This is a genomic window from Rhizorhabdus phycosphaerae (assembly GCF_011044255.1).
GTDB lineage: Bacteria > Pseudomonadota > Alphaproteobacteria > Sphingomonadales > Sphingomonadaceae > Rhizorhabdus > Rhizorhabdus phycosphaerae.
The window spans coordinates 151,715-167,305 of sequence record NZ_CP049107.1; the positions used below are offsets into that span (position 1 = coordinate 151,715).

14 protein-coding genes are annotated in these 15,591 nt (G+C 62.4%); 8 read left to right on the forward strand and 6 right to left on the reverse strand.

The window, feature by feature from the left end; genetic code table 11:
• Window positions 1-52: 52 nt before the first annotated feature.
• Window positions 53-418, forward strand: coding sequence for a hypothetical protein (locus tag G6P88_RS00790; RefSeq protein ID WP_165321385.1), 366 nt, complete (start codon window positions 53-55; stop codon window positions 416-418).
• Between the two features lie 261 nt (window positions 419-679).
• Here the strand turns inward: G6P88_RS00790 and G6P88_RS00795 are convergent, their stop codons facing one another.
• Window positions 680-1,396 carry an SDR family oxidoreductase gene (locus G6P88_RS00795; protein WP_165321386.1) on the reverse strand — a complete coding sequence of 239 codons (717 nt, stop codon included), beginning with the start codon at window positions 1,394-1,396 and terminating at the stop codon, window positions 680-682.
• A gap of 461 nt (window positions 1,397-1,857) precedes the next feature.
• On the opposite strand from G6P88_RS00795, the gene G6P88_RS20410 reads away from it, so the two are divergent.
• The 4 genes from G6P88_RS20410 (at window position 1,858) to G6P88_RS00815 (ending at window position 6,780) form a co-directional block, all read left to right on the forward strand.
• Window positions 1,858-4,287, forward strand: coding sequence for a TonB-dependent receptor (locus G6P88_RS20410; RefSeq protein WP_282097772.1), 2,430 nt, complete (start codon window positions 1,858-1,860; stop codon window positions 4,285-4,287).
• A gap of 84 nt (window positions 4,288-4,371) precedes the next feature.
• Window positions 4,372-5,124, forward strand: coding sequence for an acetoacetate decarboxylase family protein (locus G6P88_RS00805; RefSeq protein ID WP_165321388.1), 753 nt, complete (start codon window positions 4,372-4,374; stop codon window positions 5,122-5,124).
• Between the two features lie 37 nt (window positions 5,125-5,161).
• Window positions 5,162-5,929, forward strand: coding sequence for an SDR family NAD(P)-dependent oxidoreductase (locus G6P88_RS00810; protein WP_165321389.1), 768 nt, complete (start codon window positions 5,162-5,164; stop codon window positions 5,927-5,929).
• A 32-nt stretch (window positions 5,930-5,961) separates the two neighbouring features.
• Entirely contained in the window at window positions 5,962-6,780 is an 819-nt protein-coding gene (locus G6P88_RS00815; RefSeq protein ID WP_165321390.1) for an SDR family NAD(P)-dependent oxidoreductase, read from the forward strand.
• A gap of 110 nt (window positions 6,781-6,890) precedes the next feature.
• Here G6P88_RS00815 and G6P88_RS00820 read toward each other — a convergent pair whose 3' ends face one another.
• Genes G6P88_RS00820 through G6P88_RS00830 form a run of 3 tightly spaced genes read right to left on the reverse strand, consistent with a single transcriptional unit; the run spans window position 6,891 to window position 10,898 of the window.
• The gene (locus tag G6P88_RS00820) at window positions 6,891-8,474 is read right to left on the reverse strand and encodes an FAD-binding oxidoreductase (protein WP_165324816.1); all 1,584 of its coding nucleotides are present in this window, start codon (window positions 8,472-8,474) and stop codon (window positions 6,891-6,893) included.
• On the reverse strand, window positions 8,471-10,027 hold the full coding sequence (locus G6P88_RS00825) for a class I adenylate-forming enzyme family protein (RefSeq protein ID WP_165321391.1): 1,557 nt from the start codon (window positions 10,025-10,027) through the stop codon (window positions 8,471-8,473). Before G6P88_RS00825 ends, G6P88_RS00820 begins: the two co-directional genes overlap by 4 nt.
• Before the next feature lie 7 nt (window positions 10,028-10,034).
• Window positions 10,035-10,898 (reverse strand): amidohydrolase family protein, encoded by an 864-nt coding sequence (locus G6P88_RS00830; RefSeq protein ID WP_165321392.1) that lies wholly within the window; start codon window positions 10,896-10,898, stop codon window positions 10,035-10,037.
• Between the two features lie 117 nt (window positions 10,899-11,015).
• Here G6P88_RS00830 and G6P88_RS00835 point away from each other — a divergent pair, with 117 nt between their 5' ends.
• Both G6P88_RS00835 and G6P88_RS00840 read left to right on the forward strand, forming a co-directional pair.
• On the forward strand, window positions 11,016-11,765 hold the full coding sequence (locus G6P88_RS00835) for an IclR family transcriptional regulator (RefSeq protein ID WP_165321393.1): 750 nt from the start codon (window positions 11,016-11,018) through the stop codon (window positions 11,763-11,765).
• Window positions 11,758-12,606: an alpha/beta fold hydrolase gene (locus tag G6P88_RS00840; protein WP_165321394.1), complete on the forward strand. Its 849-nt coding sequence runs from the start codon at window positions 11,758-11,760 to the stop codon at window positions 12,604-12,606. The genes G6P88_RS00835 and G6P88_RS00840 overlap by 8 nt, the downstream gene beginning before the upstream one ends.
• A 5-nt stretch (window positions 12,607-12,611) precedes the next feature.
• On the opposite strand, the gene G6P88_RS00845 is transcribed toward G6P88_RS00840, so the two are convergent.
• A complete protein-coding gene (locus tag G6P88_RS00845; RefSeq protein ID WP_165321395.1) occupies window positions 12,612-13,229 on the reverse strand; it encodes a cysteine hydrolase family protein in 618 nt (205 codons plus the stop codon).
• Window positions 13,230-13,548: 319 nt separating this feature from the next.
• Between G6P88_RS00845 and G6P88_RS00850 the strand changes: the two genes are divergently transcribed.
• The gene (locus tag G6P88_RS00850) at window positions 13,549-14,736 is read left to right on the forward strand and encodes an LLM class flavin-dependent oxidoreductase (protein WP_165321396.1); all 1,188 of its coding nucleotides are present in this window, start codon (window positions 13,549-13,551) and stop codon (window positions 14,734-14,736) included.
• Between the two features lie 44 nt (window positions 14,737-14,780).
• Here the strand turns inward: G6P88_RS00850 and G6P88_RS00855 are convergent, their stop codons facing one another.
• Window positions 14,781-15,575, reverse strand: coding sequence for an alpha/beta fold hydrolase (locus tag G6P88_RS00855; protein ID WP_165321397.1), 795 nt, complete (start codon window positions 15,573-15,575; stop codon window positions 14,781-14,783).
• Window positions 15,576-15,591 lie beyond the last annotated feature (16 nt).

Sequence of the window (15,591 nt, forward strand, 5' to 3'; positions counted from 1 at the left end):
GCGTCGTTTCGCGTCCGCTTCCGAGCGAAACGCGCAGAGGATTGGTGCGATCGTGCAAGGCTGGTTCGTCGTCGATGTGGAAAAGGATCTGAAGCTGATCCGGCTGACCATGGGTGGCTTTTTCGAGAGCGCCACGATCGTCGAGATGCGCGCGCAGTTGATCGAGGCCATCGCTACGCTGGCGTGCAAGCCTAACGATCACCTTACCTTATGCGACATACGGGACATGGACATCCAGAGTCAGGAGCGCGTCGGCGAGTTCGCAAAGCTCGTCGGCAGCGACGATGTCCGTTCACGACGTCTGGCATTCGTGACCGCGAGAAGCCTCGCGAGGCTGCAGGCGAAACGGCTGACCTCGCGCGAGGGGGTAGAGTTTTTCGCGGAGACGAGCGAGGCGTTCGACTGGCTGACAGCGTGAGGGGCGGGGGCCTGCATCCGCGCGCGCCTCTCATCACCTCGAGCTTGAACGCGCAGCCGAACTCCCTTTGTCGTGCGATGGACCTCCGGTGGATGGAAAAAACTATCGCGGTGGCCACAGAACCGGCAGCAGGCCAAGCAGATCAACGACAACCGAGCGCGTCCAGCGGCTCGAGCGCCTCTGGAATATCTGCCCTCGCCTTGGGTCAAATTGGCGAGAATGGAAATCCGGCAGCTTCTCTGGCCGAAAGCCATATGTGCATCAGATGCCGAAGCCTCCATCGATCGTCTGGCTGGTTCCGGTGATCCAACCCGCCTGATCTCCGGCCAGATAGCTGACGAGAGCCGCGATCTCCTGCGGCGTGCCGTGGCGCTTGATCGCCATGGCGCCGTGCAACTGCGCCGCGTGCGGGGCGTCTGCGGGGTTCATTTCGGTATCCGTGGGCCCCGGCTGAACCACGTTCACCGTTATGCTGCGGTGGCCAAGCTCGCGTGCGAGACCTCGGGCGAGCCCGTGAAGCGAGGCCTTGCTCATTGCATAGGCGGCGATCCCCGGGAACGGAACGCAGTCGCCATTGGTCGAACCGATCAGCACGATCCGCCCGCCATCGGGCATGGATCGGGCGGCCTCGACGGAGCTGTGATAGGCACCACGGACATTGACATCGAAAAGTCGATCGGCGTCGGCAGCCTCGACGTCGAAAACGGAGGAATAGATAAGGACCGCCGCGTTGTAGACGAATATGTGGAACGGGCCGGCCTCTCCGATCAGCGCGGCCATCGAGTTCCGGTCGGAGGCATCGGCCTTGCGCGCCGTCGCACCCGTTTCCGCCGCCAGCGCAAGAGCCGCGCCTTCCGAAGAGCCATAGGTGAACAACACCTCGTCACCGTCTCGGGCGAATGAGCGTACGATCTCCGCGCCAATTCCCCGGCTCCCTCCAACGACCAGAATTCTGCGTCGGCTTCCCGTCCCCGCCATCTCCGCCCTCGTGCGTTTATGTATACATGATTCGGAATTGGCATGGAGCTTGGCGCGAATCAGTGCCGCAGTATAGCGGCAAAGAATACACATATGTGGAAGTTGACTCGGGCAGAGACGTCGTTGGGTTTAGCGGTTTAGCTCTATTCGCCCTCTTCCGTTCAACATGGGCGCTTCGAAGCTGCATTTGGTGTCCGTTTCAGCTCGAAAATCCGGGTCCACAGAAAAATTGTATCCATATTTTGTCAAAGCACCCTAAAAAGCGATTGACACCCATGGCGTTGAGTACAACTCTTCGCGGCGTCCGATGTTGCGGCGCATTCGCTGAACACCGGTGATGGGCGGCCCAGTTCGAAAAGGGACGGCGCCCGCTTTATTGTCAGCATGGCAGAAAAGGGGGGTATATGTTGAACTTCCATCACCTTCGGCAGGTGAGTGCATCAGCTCTTGCGCTCGCACTCATGTCGACTTCATCGTTCGCTTTCGCTCAGAGCGAAGCTTCATCGGCCTCCGCTGATCGGAGTGAGATTTCGGAAGGAGACATCGTTGTCACGGGCTTGAAGCGTGACAGCAAATTGATTGAAGCTCCGGTTTCGATTTCTGTCTTCGATTCAGAATCCATTGTAAATGCAGGTATTCAAAAGCCCACCGACTTCCTTCAACTTACACCTAATGTGGACATTGTCAGCTCGGTCAATGCCGGTGACTTTCTAATCAACGTCCGTGGTCAGGCGTCGATCCGCAACGCCGAGCCCTCGGTCGCGATCCTTATCGATGGCGTCAAGATCGGCAGCCCGGCCGAGTTTAACTCGGCCCTGTTCGACCTGGAGCAGATCGAAGTTCTCAAGGGCCCGCAGGGCACGGTCTATGGCCGGAACGCTTCCGCCGGCGCGATCATCATTACCACGAAGAAGCCCACCGAAGAGTTTACCGGCAGCGGTATGTTCTCCTATGGCAAGTTCGGGACCTACAATGCGAACGCCAGCCTGAGCGGGCAGATATTGCCTGGCCTGACCGCCCGCATTTCGGGTGCTTTCACCGGCACGGACGGCAGCTACACCAACGTCAACACCGGTGAGAAAACGCAGCGATTCAAGGAAGAGGTCGGGCGCCTGCGCCTCCGCTGGGACGATGGTGGACCCTTCACCGCCGACGGCCGGATTCTGTTTTCGCATGCGACAGGCGGCGCCGTGACCTACACGGCAAAGATCCAGGCAGTGCCCGGTCTGTCGCCGAACGGAACGCTCGTCCACGGCATCCCGATCACCGACATCAGCGCCAACAAGAACCTCGATATTCCTTTCGTTTCGGACGTTCCCGGCCGCTACGAGCGCGATATCTTCAGCACCGGCCTGATGATGAACTACGACTTCGAAAGCGCCGATCTCACGTCGATCACCGGCTATTCGAACGTCCGTCAGTTCTCGAGCGGCAAGAATTACCCCTATGGCAACGCTTCCGATCCGACCACGAACTATTTCGGCTGGACTCCGATCTTCGGCGACCGCACGCAAAATCTGGTCATCAAGACCAAGCAGTTCATGCAGGAACTGCGCCTGACGTCCAAGCCGGGCGATTTCCTGGAATGGCAGGTCGGCGGCGAGTTCGTGTGGAACAAGCGCGATTACAGGATCGGCAACACGCTAAATGGCGCGCTTCCGGCCGGGATCACTGCGGCGGAGCTGGTGGGCTATGTCGGCTATAACGCCGCCGGACAGCGCACCCTGGTCGGCGGCGGCAATGCCATTCCGTTCCCGGTCCGCATCTTCGGCCTCAATAGCGCCTATCCCACCACGAACCTTGTCGAGGATCGCTTCGTCGGCAAGAATTACGCGCCCTTTGCGAACGTCACGATGCACTTCACCAAGCAGCTGTCGCTCGAACTGGCCGGACGCTACGATATCGAAAAGCGTAGCACGGGATCGATCGGGCCGGATCAGCCCAATCCTTTCCTGGGCGGCGCCAGCTACAATGCCTGCGTCCGCATCACCGGGCAGACCGCTGCCCAGTGCGCCGACGGCATCAGCAAGACCTTCAAGCAGTTCCAGCCAAAGGCCACGTTGACCTACAAGATCGGAGACAATGCGTCGGCCTATGCCAGCTGGGGTCGCAGCTTCAAGTCGGGCGGTTTCAATCCGATCGGTACGCGTGAAACCGCGGTGCTGAGCCGGGTCACCCTGTTCCGCCAGCAGGATCCCACTCTCAGCGCTGCTGCCGCGCGGGCCCGGGCCGAGGCGGCGATCATCACCCAGGACACCTTCAAGAAGGAAGTCGCGACGACCTATGAGGTCGGCTTCAAGAGCGAATTGTTCGACCGGGTGCTGACCTTGAACACCGCCCTGTTCTGGACCGACGTCAAGAACAACCAGCAATATGTTTTCGACCCGATCGCCTTCGTGGAATCGATCGAATCCATCGACAAGTCGCGGATCAAGGGCCTCGAGATCGACGCCACCGTCCGGCCGACCAAATGGCTGACCTTCTTCGGTGCGTTCGGCTATATCGACGCGAAGATCCGCAAGCTCACGGCAAATCCGGCTGCCGTCGGCAAGACGCCGCCCTATGTGCCGGAAACGACGCTCACGCTGGGTTCGTCCGTCGATATTCCGTTGGACGACACCAAGTCCTTTATCGGTCGTGTCGAATATAACCGCACCGGTCGTACCGAATATAACACGATCAACGACCCCGATTTCGCTCGCACGCCCTATTCGGTCGTCAACGGCCGCTTGGGTATCCAGACGGAGAAGTGGGATCTCACGCTGTGGGGTCGCAACCTGTTCAACAAGCGGTACGTCAAGGAAATCGCGCCGATCATCGCCGGCACGGCCAATGCGTTCTCGCTGGCCGATCTGCGAAACTATGGTCTGGAAGTTCGCTTCCGCTTCTGAAGTCCGGGCGCGGCGGTGGCCCTCGTGCCGCCGCCGCTTCCCTTCTCATGGGTTTAGTCGGCAGCGCGTAAGACGGAGGGTTTCATGGGCGATTCCTATCAGCGGCACGGGCATGTGATGCCGACATGGTCGCCTCCCTATGCGCCCGGCCCCTACTACATGGAAAAATACCATACGGTCATCGTTGAGCTCGAAATTCCGCGCGACGAGGTGCTCTACATGACCCCGGAACCGCTTACGGCGGTCGGCAGCGACCGTGTGTACGCGATCGTCGTGGACGGTTCCCAACCACCGCACAGCCTCCATTATCATGAGGCGCTGATCTGCCATGAGGTCGAGTTCGAGGGGAAGCGCGGCATGCACATCCCCTATATCTGGACGTCGACCGACACTGCGACGTTCACGGGCCGCGAAATATACGGGATGCCGAAGCTGCTGTGCGACGATGGCCGGCTCGAGATTCACGCGAACGAGGTCTACGGCAAGCTCGAGAAATATGGGCGGACGATGATGGAGGTCGCCGCCATCACCGACCAGAAGGGTTCGGTCGACGAACTGCCGAACCTGTCGAGCTGGATCATGGTCCGCCATATCCCGTCGCCCGATCCCAAGGTGCCTGCGCGGCGGCAGGTCGTTCATGCCCAGACCGCTGATTTCAAGCTCGATTTCCTGTGGAAGGGCAGGGGCTGGGCGCGGATGGGCTATCCGGGAACCTCGGCCATCCATCGGATCCCGACCGACAAGGTGACCAATGCCTGGTACGGCAACTTCTCCTTCGTCCTGACGCCAGCGGAGATCCTTCAGGACGTCGAGTACACCTTCACCGAGTGGAACTGATCGCCTCGGCGACTGCACCCGACGTCCGGAGGGAAATGTGAAAGCGGACAATCGAATTTCGCTGGACGGACGCGTCATCCTGATCTCCGGAGGTGGTTCCGGCATCGGCCGGGCTGCCGCGGCTCTTGCCGTCGAGCGGGGGGCCTCAGTCGTATTGGGCGACAAGAACGTTTCTGCAGCCGAAAGGGTCGCTGCAGAACTGGGGCGCGACCGCGCCATGGCGCATCCGCTGGACGTCGTCGACGCGTCCTCCTGCGCCACGATCGTCGCTGCGACCGAGGCCCGGTTCGGGAAGCTCGATGGCCTGGTGAGTGCTGCCGGTTTGACGGGCGCCGCGGCGCCGCTCGCCGATTGCGCGCTGAAAACCTGGAACAGCGTGATCGCCGTCAATCTGACCGGGATGTTTCATCTTATGCAACCGGCGATCAAGCTGATGCTCAAAGGCGGCGGCGGTTCGATCGTCAACCTGTCCTCGGTCGCCGGCCTCGTCGCCGTGCCCGATCAGGTCCAGTATATCGCCAGCAAATTCGGGGTGATCGGCCTGACCAAGAGTGCGGCCATCGATTACGCTGCCCAGGGCATCAGGGCCAATGCCGTCTGCCCGGGTGGAACGCGCACGCCGATGCTTGCCGAGTGGGTGGAGGCCGATCCGTCACGCGAACGGTTTCTTGCAGCCGGGCACCCTATCGGCCGGGTCGCCGAGCCCGAAGAACTGGCCGAGGCGATCGTCTGGCTGCTGTCCGACGCGGCCTCCTTCGTCACCGGCGCCGTCCTGACGGTCGACGGCGGGCTGACCATTTCCTGACTATCCCACAGGGACAACCCCAAGGAGTTTCGATGAACGCGATGCTACTCGACGGCAAGGTGGCGATGGTTACCGCCGCAGGCTCGGGGATCGGCCGGGCTTCGGCGCTGACCATGGCCGCTAGGGGTGCGCAGCTGATGGTTACCGACATAGACCTCGCCCGCGCCGAGACGGTGGTCGCCGAGATCGTCGAGGCCGGCGGTTCGGCCGCAAGCATTCTGTGCGACATCGGGGACGAGGTCAGCATCCGCGACGCGATCGCGGCCACCGAGGCGCGGTTCGGCCGCCTCGACATTCTGCACAACAATGCCGCCCTGCTGTCCGACGAGGCGCTCGCCAAGGACAACGACGTGCTGAACGTGCCGGTCGATATCTGGGACCGCACGATGGAAGTGACGGTTCGCGGAACAATGCTCGCCTGTCGCTATGGCGTGCTTGCCATGCGCCGTGCCGGTGGGGGAAGCATCATCAATACCGGGTCGATCTACGGCTTGCGCGCGGCAAATCGCATGCCTGCCTATAGTGTCTCGAAGGCGGCGGTCCACATGCTGACCGAGGTTGTCGCCACCGCCCATGGCCGGGAAGGCATACGCTGCAACGCCGTGGCTCCGTCGATGATGCGCACGCCGACGCTCGACCGGCTCGTGCCGCGGGAGATTGTCGCCTATAACGAAGACGCGGCCCTTCTGCCGCGCATGGGCGGTCCGCAGGATGTTGCAGAAATGGTCGCGTTCCTGGCGTCCGACGCGTCAAGCTATCTGACGGGACATGTCTTCCCGGTCGATGGCGGTACCATGGCGCATTTGCCGACCTATGGCGATGAGCGCCGCTATCTGGAATCCCAGCGATAGGCCGGAGCGGCGAAGCGAGCGTAGGCCCGGGAACCGGTCGCTCGGGGCGACCGGCACTGCTGTTTCGGGCTGCAGGGGTGTAGCTGACCGCTTTCGAGATCACGCTTCCGTCAGGGCGTCGGCGGCTCCGTGCCAAGCGCACCCGGATTCATGATATTGTCCGGATCGAGCTCGCGCTTGATCGCGCGAAACAGAGCTGCGGTCTCCGGAGCCAAGCGCTGCTGATAGGGATAGGCCCGCCCGAGCTGCGTGTGGAGCGCGCCGATTGCATCGAGCCTGTCAATCATCTCCTTGCGGAGCGACGCGACGAAGGCTTCTGCGGCTGGCCGGGCAGGTGCGTCGGCTGGAGAACTCCCGCCCTGACCGCGGAGCAGTTGATCCGCAAAAGGAGTCAATCGATCGCGCCAAAGGAACATGGGCTCGAGAGTAACCGCGCCGCCGCCGAGCGTCGCCAGCAGATGGCGCACCTTGATCCCATGTTCCGCGAGGCCTTCCGCGCGCTCGCTGACGAGGGCTTCGACAACAGCCATGCCCTCGAGGGCGCGTGAATGCGGAAGGATGGCATGGATCGGCACCCAGCGTTCGCCCGGAGCACCCGCCAAGCCGGTTACCGGACCGAAGGGCATTCGGAGCATGGCCCTGGCCACGGCCGGGTCGGCGGCCACCAGGTCTCTTTCCCGCGCCAGCGCGGTCGCAGCTGCGACACGGCTCCGGCATTCGGCATCATCCTCGCCTTCGACGAATATATGTACCGCCATGCCGCGGCCCGGTGCGGCGCGAAGGCTGGCGCGCGCCATGGCGACGCCTTCAGCCGCCCGTTTCGCCAGCGATCCGCCGCCGCCGAGCAAGGCGCGTAGATAATCGATCTTTGCCCTGAGCCCGGTCTGCCGCACCCGCTCGCTTTCCAGCTTCACGTCCAGCGCCATCACCTGGCTGGCATGGCCGTCACGACCGATCGCTTCCAGAAAATCGAACAGAGCGGCAAGGTCGGCCGTCGCGAAGCTCACCACGTCCCGCGCCGGTGGACGACGGCGCAGGCGCAGCACGATGGCCGTCTTGATGCCCATCACGCCGGCGTCGGAAGTGAAGAGGCCGGTCAGGTCGGGACCGAAATGCCGCAGGAAGGGCAGCGACGTCTCGACCCCGAAACTGCCGGTACGCAGGATGGTACCCGTGCCCGTGACCACCTCGATCCCGATCACGGAATCGGCGGCTGTCCCATGGCGTCCCGTCCCGTAGAATATCGCGTTCTGCGCGATCGCGCCTCCGATGGTGGCGACCCGACCCGACACCGGTCCGCGAAACGGAACCTCAAGACCTGATGGCGCCAGCGCCTCGTCCAGGGCCTGCCAGGTCACCCCGGGTTCGACGATGGCGTAGAGATCGCGATCGTTGATCTCCCGGATGGCGTCCATGTCCCGCAGGTCGACCTGAACTGCGCGATCCGGCCGGGACGACAGATAGCCGCTCGTGTAGCTCGCGCCGCCTCCGCGCGGGACGAGGTGCAGTTTGTGTTCCCGCGCCATGTCGACCAGGCGGCGGATGTCCTCGGCCCCGCCGGGCCGCACCACCGCGAGGACGGGATCGCCGCGATAGAAAATGTCCTGCCCGGCGAGCGCGAGGCTATCCTGGTCGATGATGACCCGATCTTCACCCAGCGCAGCCCGCAAGGCCGCAAGCGCGTCGGTCGTCATGCGGACTGCGACATGAAATGCTTGCGCAACTCCGTCTTCAGCACCTTGCCGTTGGCGTTGCGCGGTAGTTCGTCGATCAGTGCCAGTTCCTTCGGGATCTTGAACGACGCGATCTTGCCCTCGCAGAATACCGTGATATCGGCGGCACTCAGCGAGCGACCCTCGCGGGGCACGGCGACGGTCAGCAGCCGCTCGCCCCAGCGCTCGTCGGGAAGCCCGATCACGGCGACTTCAAGGATGTCGGGGTGCCTGACGAGCACCTCCTCGATCTCGCGCGGATAGACATTCACGCCACCGGTGATGACCATGTCCTTCTTGCGGTCGACGATATAGAGAAACCCGTCCGCATCGCGCTTGGCAAGGTCACCGACGCTCACCCAGCCATCCTTGCTCGCCTGGGCTGTTTCCTCCGGCCGATTATAATAGCCGTTGAAGAGCGTGGGCGAGGACACCCAGAGCTCGCCGACTTCTTCCGGGTCGCATTCGCTGCCGTCCTCGCGGCGGATACTGACGCGGGCGTGCGGCTCGGGAGTGCCAACGCACCGGTCCTTGAGCAACTGGAAGCGCGGACGCAGGTTGCAGACCACGCCCATCTCGGTCGAACTGTACAATTCGTGCAGCACGTCGTTGCCGAAAAAGTCGACGATCTTTTCCTTCATTGCCTGGGGCAAGGCTGCGGCGCTGGAAATGATCGACCGGATTTTCGGGTGGCGATAGGCCGCCAATATGTCGGCCGGCAGTTCGAAGATCATCTGGAAATGGGTGGGAACCAGGAAGATCCCGGTGAAGTCGCCGCTTTTGAGCTTGGCGAGCGTCGTCTTCGCGTCGAAGCGGTCGAGTATCTCGAACCAGCCGCCCGATGCCAACGAGGCCAGCGGATAGGCCAGGCCGCCGCCGAAGGCCAGGGCGGTAACCACAAGGAAGCTGTCATCCGGGCCGAAGCATCCGAACTCGGCGGCACTGATCAGGCCGAAGAGCAGGCGCGAACGGTGGGAGAGCAGTACGCCTTTCGGCAGCCCCGTCGTGCCGGATGTGAACGGGATGGTCCAGACGTCCCATTCTTCGATGACGGGCAGGCTTTCCGGCTTCGGCGGCGATGCGATCAGCGCCTCATATTCCTCACCGAATTCGATGATGGGGATCGACGGGTCGAAGCCTGCTGCGCGGACGGCCGGCGCCGTTTCGCTATCGGTGAAGATGACCTTGGCTTCGGCGCTTTCGACAACCGCCTTGATCTCGCTGGGCGTGAAACGCGGGTTGACCGTGGCCAGCGCGACGCCGGCATCGGGAAGGCCGAGCGCCACCTCGATATATTCGATGCAGTTGCGCGCGACGATGGCGCCGTTCTGGCCCTTGGTCAGGCCTAGCGTCGTGATCGCCGCATCCCGCAGTCGTTCCGACCGGTCGACGAGCGTGCCGTAGCTGAGCGTCCGATCCCCGCACACCACCGCCTTGCGGGCGGGGTCGCGTAGAGCGGTGGCGCGAACCGACCCCAGCGCCGTCATGGACACGTAGTTCTGGGGAATTTGCGCGGTACGGACCGGATAGCTCATGGCGACCTCAGCGTGGGATTTTCTTGAAGATGCGTAGCGCGTTCTCGCGCATCAGAAGCCGGTGCGATTCCGGGCGGAAGCCCAGCGCATCGACTTCCTGCACGCCCCGGATCGGGTCGATCACGGGAAAGTCCGTGCCGAACAGCACCTTCTCGCGCCCATAGGTGTTCGCATAATGGACATAGGATTGCGGCCAGTGCTTCGGCGCATAGGCGTCGCCCGCCGTGTAGACATTGTCGTGCTTCCAGCACATTGAGATCATCTCTTCGGTCCACGGAACACCGACGTGGATGCCGATCAGAACGAGTTCTGGAAAGTCGATCGCGACCTGGTCGAGCAGGATGGGACGGGCGACCGAAGGCAGCCGCCGTTCGCTGGAGTAGACCAGGTTCTGCCCGACCTGCATCATGATCGGAATGTCGAGTTCGCAGCACTTGGCATAATAGGGATAGATCTGCGGAGCATCGGGCGGGCAGCCGAACCAGTGCGGATACCAGTGAGCGCCGACGAAGCCATAATCGTTGACGGCTTGCTCCAGTTCGCGGAGGCCCTTCATGCCGCGGGTCTGGTCGATCCCGGCCAGGCCCGAAAACCGGTCGGGATAGCGCTGGCAGATCTCCGCGATCATCTCATAGGGTACTTCCCATGACAGGCGCACGTTCAGGTCGCCGGCCCGGACGGCGATGAGCAGTGAGCGTTCGATCCCGGCCGCGTCCATCCGCCGCAGATAATCTTCGATCGTGATCCCGTCGCGCATGGCCGGGTCCATCCGGACCTTGGCTTTGAAGGCATCGTCGATGCCGGTCATGCCGCCGACCACCGCCTCCGGCGTGAAGATATTGCAGACGATGTCGATATAGCCGCCGCTCATGCAACCTCCGTGCTCTGCCGGCCGTGCGCCGGTCCTGGCAGCTTCCCGCTGGACAGGCGGCGAGTCAAATGTAATCATATTGGCGATGGATAATTCCATATATATGGAAGTCAGAGCATGACCGATGATGGCAGCGTTAAATCCGCGTCGCGGGTCTTCGAAATTCTGGAGCTGTTCGACACATGTCGCCTGCCGCTCAGCGCCACCGATGTGGTGCGCAAATTGGGTTGGCCCCAATCGAGCACGGTTGCGTTGCTCAAGACGCTCGTCTCCTTGGGTTATCTCGCCTACGACACCTTCGAGCGCACCTATCTTCCGACCATGCGGGTGGCGCTGCTCGGTGGCTGGCTGTTCGATGCGCTCGGCCCTGACCGTCGATTGCTCGAGTTCATCAGGACGGTGGGCGCCGAGACGGCGGAAACCGTCTCGCTGTCCACGCAGACCGACCTCGAAATGCAGTTCCTGCATGTCGAGCGCGGCACCAAGCCGCTTGCGCTCACCGTCTCGGCCGGAGACCGGACCGCGCTGCTCACGACGGTGATCGGCATCGTGGCGCTGTCGGGGCGCAGGGACGACATGATCGCCCGCTATGTCGAACGCGCCAACCGGAGAATGCGCGATCCCGCCTATCATGCCGACCTGCGGCACGTGATGGAGCAGGTGTCCGTGGTGCGCGAACGCGGTTTTGGCGAGGGGGACAGCGAATTTTCGACCGGGGTAGGGGCCCTTGCCTGGCTGCTGCCTCCCCTTCCGGGCGGGCGGCGCATGGTCCTCTCGGTGGCGGGCGCTGCGGACATGATCCGGCTTGAGCGCGAACACATCATCGACAGCGTCACAGGCGCAATGAGGAGCTTTTTCGATGGCTGAGCCCGCCCCCGATTTTCGTTGCGGGGCTACCCTGCAGCGCGGCTATCTCGATCTTCGCGATGGGCAGATGCACTTCGTGCGCCGCCAGGGCTGCGGCGTTCCGATCGTGCTTCTGCATCAAACGGCGAGTTCGTCACGGATGTGGACGAAGGTCATGGAACGCCTGCTGGCTCCGCAGCCGCTATGGGCTCTGGACACGCCCGGCTTCGGCGCCAGTTTCGACCCGGTACAGGATCCGACGATGGCCGACTATACGCGATGGCTCGCCGAGGCGATCGATCAGCTCGCCGGCTCCGGACGGGTCCATCTGGTCGGGCATCACACCGGTGCGGCGATCGCGCTGGCCTATGCCGCGGCCCGCCCGGAAAGAACGCAGAGCCTTACGCTGTTCGGACCGGCTGCCCTCACGCAGGAAGAGCGGAACCATTATGCCAGTCGCCTCGGGGCGCCATTTCGTCCCAATCGAAGCGGCGCATATCTTCTCAAGAACTGGGAATATCTCCGGGTCGGCGGGGCGGACCGGGACATCGACCTGCTGCATCGGGAGATGATCGACATGCTGCGGGGCTGGGCATCTCGGCCCCATGCCTATCGGGCTGTCTGGGAGCAGGATGTCGCCGCGCAGCTCGGTTCCCTGACTTGCCCACTGCATCTGATCAGTTCTCCGGACGATCTGCTATTCGGCCTGTTCAATCGGACCTGTGCGGTCCGTCCGGATGCGCAGGTCACAATCTTGAGCGGGGGTGCCAATTTTGCGCCCGACCTCAAAGCCGACGAGGTCGCGTCGGCGCTCGACGCCAGCGGCTTCTACGGAGAAGCAGCGCTGACGTGCGAGCAGTGAGGCACTCAGGCAGAGGCGGCGCAGACCTCGGCCACTGTCGTCCCACGGGCGAAAAGCATGGTCATGCACTGGATCGCATAGTCGTGCCGATCGCGCGCGGACTCCGCGACCGCGTCGGTCACGAGCCAGGTCTGATAGTCGCGATGGCTGGCGTCGCGCACCGTGCTTTCGACGCAACAATTGGTGGTGATGCCGCAGACGATCACCCGCTCTATGCCATTCTTCTCCAGAACCTGGTCCATGTCGGTTCCATAGAAGGCGCTCGGCTTGCTCTTGTCGATGATGGCTTCGCCTGCTCGGGGCGCGAGGGCGGGGCTGATCTCCACTTCCCATTCCCCGGCTTTCAGCGCTCCCTCGGCCTTGAGGCCCGGGTTGAGCTCGATCATGATCGCCCCGTCGGAATAGTCGGGCTTGTAGACGTAGCGCGTGAAGACGACGAGCGCTCCGGCGTTGCGCGCTGCTTCGAGAAGCTGGACACACGGATCGAGAGCCTCTCTCAAAAGGCCGAGATTGAAGCCGAGGCGCGCCATTGCCGCGTCGTCCCGCAGGAAACCCTCCTGCATATCGACGATGATCAACGCCGTGCTGGAGTCGAGACGGGGCGCGATCGGAAGGTCGGACATGGGGGGCTCCTCTTTTGCCGTGAGATTCAGCGAAAACATCATGTTGGTGTACATGATAGTCAAGAAGGTCGCTCCGCTGGCGGTCCGTCACGTGAGTAACTCGGCAACAAAACTATGATCTATTTATATGAAATATAAGAGTTAAATCGATTTTTCAGAAATGTGGAAAGCTACGCGATTAGGAAATAAGGGATAGAAACAATCTTCCTAATGGATACAAATCGACTGTACCAGTGAATCGGCGGCATGGCGTCGATTGAGGAAGCCCGATGAAGTCTATCGACAGGCCGGGCAACGGGACAATGAAAGGGTTTGAAATATGACCACGACCGTCGCGCTCGAAAATCTTCGCTTCGGCATCTTTCTGCCGCCCATTCACATGAACCACGAGAATCCTACGCTTTGTATCGATCGCGACATGAAGGTCGTCGAGCATCTCGACGCGCTGGGCTTCCACGAGGCGTGGATTGGTGAGCATCATTCGGGCGGCGGCGAGCTTATCGCTTCGCCGGAATTGTTCATTGCCGTCATGGCGGAACGGACGCGCTCGATCCGGCTGGGAACGGGCGTCAATTCCCTGCCTTATCATCATCCGATGATCCTCGCAGATCGCTGGATGCAGTTGCATCACATGACGCGCGGCCGCGTCATGTTCGGCTGCGGTCCGGGATCGCTGCCGTCCGATGCCAAGATGATGGGCATCCCCGTCAGCAAGCAGCGCGACCGGATGGAAGAGGCGCTGGCCTGCATCACCGCACTGATGCGCGGCGAGACGGTGAGCTATTCCTGCGAGTGGTTCACGCTGGAAAATGCGAGCCTGCAGATGCGGCCCTATAATAATGAGCCGGTCGAGATCAGCACCGCCTGCGTCGTGTCCCCGTCCGGCCCGATGGCCGCTGGTCGCTATGGCACATCGATGATGACGATCAGCGCGACGTCGCCCGCCGCAATGGAGGCTGCCGAGCGGAACTGGAACATCGCCTGCGACATCGCGACGGCGCACGGCCATAAGATGGATCGCCGGCAGTGGCGGATGGTGGGATTCGCCCATATTGCCGAGAGCCGCGAGCAGGCCCGGCGCGATATGGAATATGGGCTGAAGGACTGGATCGACTATTACAAGACGATCGGCACGCTTCCGATCGTCCCCGAAGAGCATATGGACGATCCCGTAACCTATATGATCGATACCGGGCTCGCCGCAATCGGTACCCCGGACGATGTCGTCGAGCAAATCGAGAAACTGTGGAACGCCAGCGGTGGTGGTTTCGGCTCCTACCTTATCTGCGACCTCAACTGGGCGCCGTTCGAGGCGAAGCTGAAGTCCTACGAGCTGTTTGCCCGCTATGTGATGCCGCGGATCAACAATATGAACCGGCAGCGCGATGTTCAGCACGACTGGATCAAGGCGGAGCATGCCGGTTTCAAATCGTCGCAGGAAGCGGCGATGCAGGCCCAGTTCAAGAAGCTGGAAGCGCTGCAGAAGGACATCGGCAAGCAGGCGTGAGCCTGTGGGAGGCCGCCCGGCGGCGGCCTCCGCGCGATTGCGCGTTATCCGGCGCGGTCGAGGAATCGGGCCAGGCTCTGCGCCACCCCTTCGGGATCGACATCGGGTTGGAAATCCATGCCTTTGACCATGGCTACCTCTGCATCCGGGCGAAGCTCCGTGGCATGGTGGAAGAGCGGCCAGAGCGCATCGTCGTCCGAAATCATCAGAAGAAGCGGAACCGACACGGCCGAGAGCAGTGCCTCGGAGTTCTGCTTCCACACTGCCGAGAAGGCCTTGGGCATCGCCTCGACGCCGATCAGATGGTCGATCATTTCTCGTTGGTGCAGGGCGACCGTCTGGTGCGCGCCGATGGTGACGAGATAGTCCCAGGCCGTCTGCAAGTGGCTGCCGTCCGCCGAGACCGAAAATGGCTCGGTGAAGGTTCGGCTGAATTCTTCCCGCTCGGCCGCCGACGCAATCACCGGACCGATCAGCGTGAGGCTGCGCAGCCTTGTTCCGACAAGATCGGCAATCTCGAGCGCAATGCACCCGCCGGTATGATGCCCGCACAAATCGAAGCGATCGACGCCCAGTGCGTCGGCCGCCTCGATCAGCCGCTCGGCATAATAGCGCAGCGAGGTCTGGCCCGCCGGTGCGAAGGAACCGCCGAAGCCGGGCGTATCGAAGGCCACGCAGCGGCGGCGATCCGCCATCAAGGCCATGACCTTCTCGTACATTGCACCCGAACTGGCGGTCTGGTGAAGAAAGAGCAGCGCGGGCGCGTCCGCTGCGCCCGCAGTCCGATAGTGGATCTGGCCGTCGCGGCTGTCCGCATAGCCCTTTCTGATGCTGGTCAAATGGCTACCCTCCGGC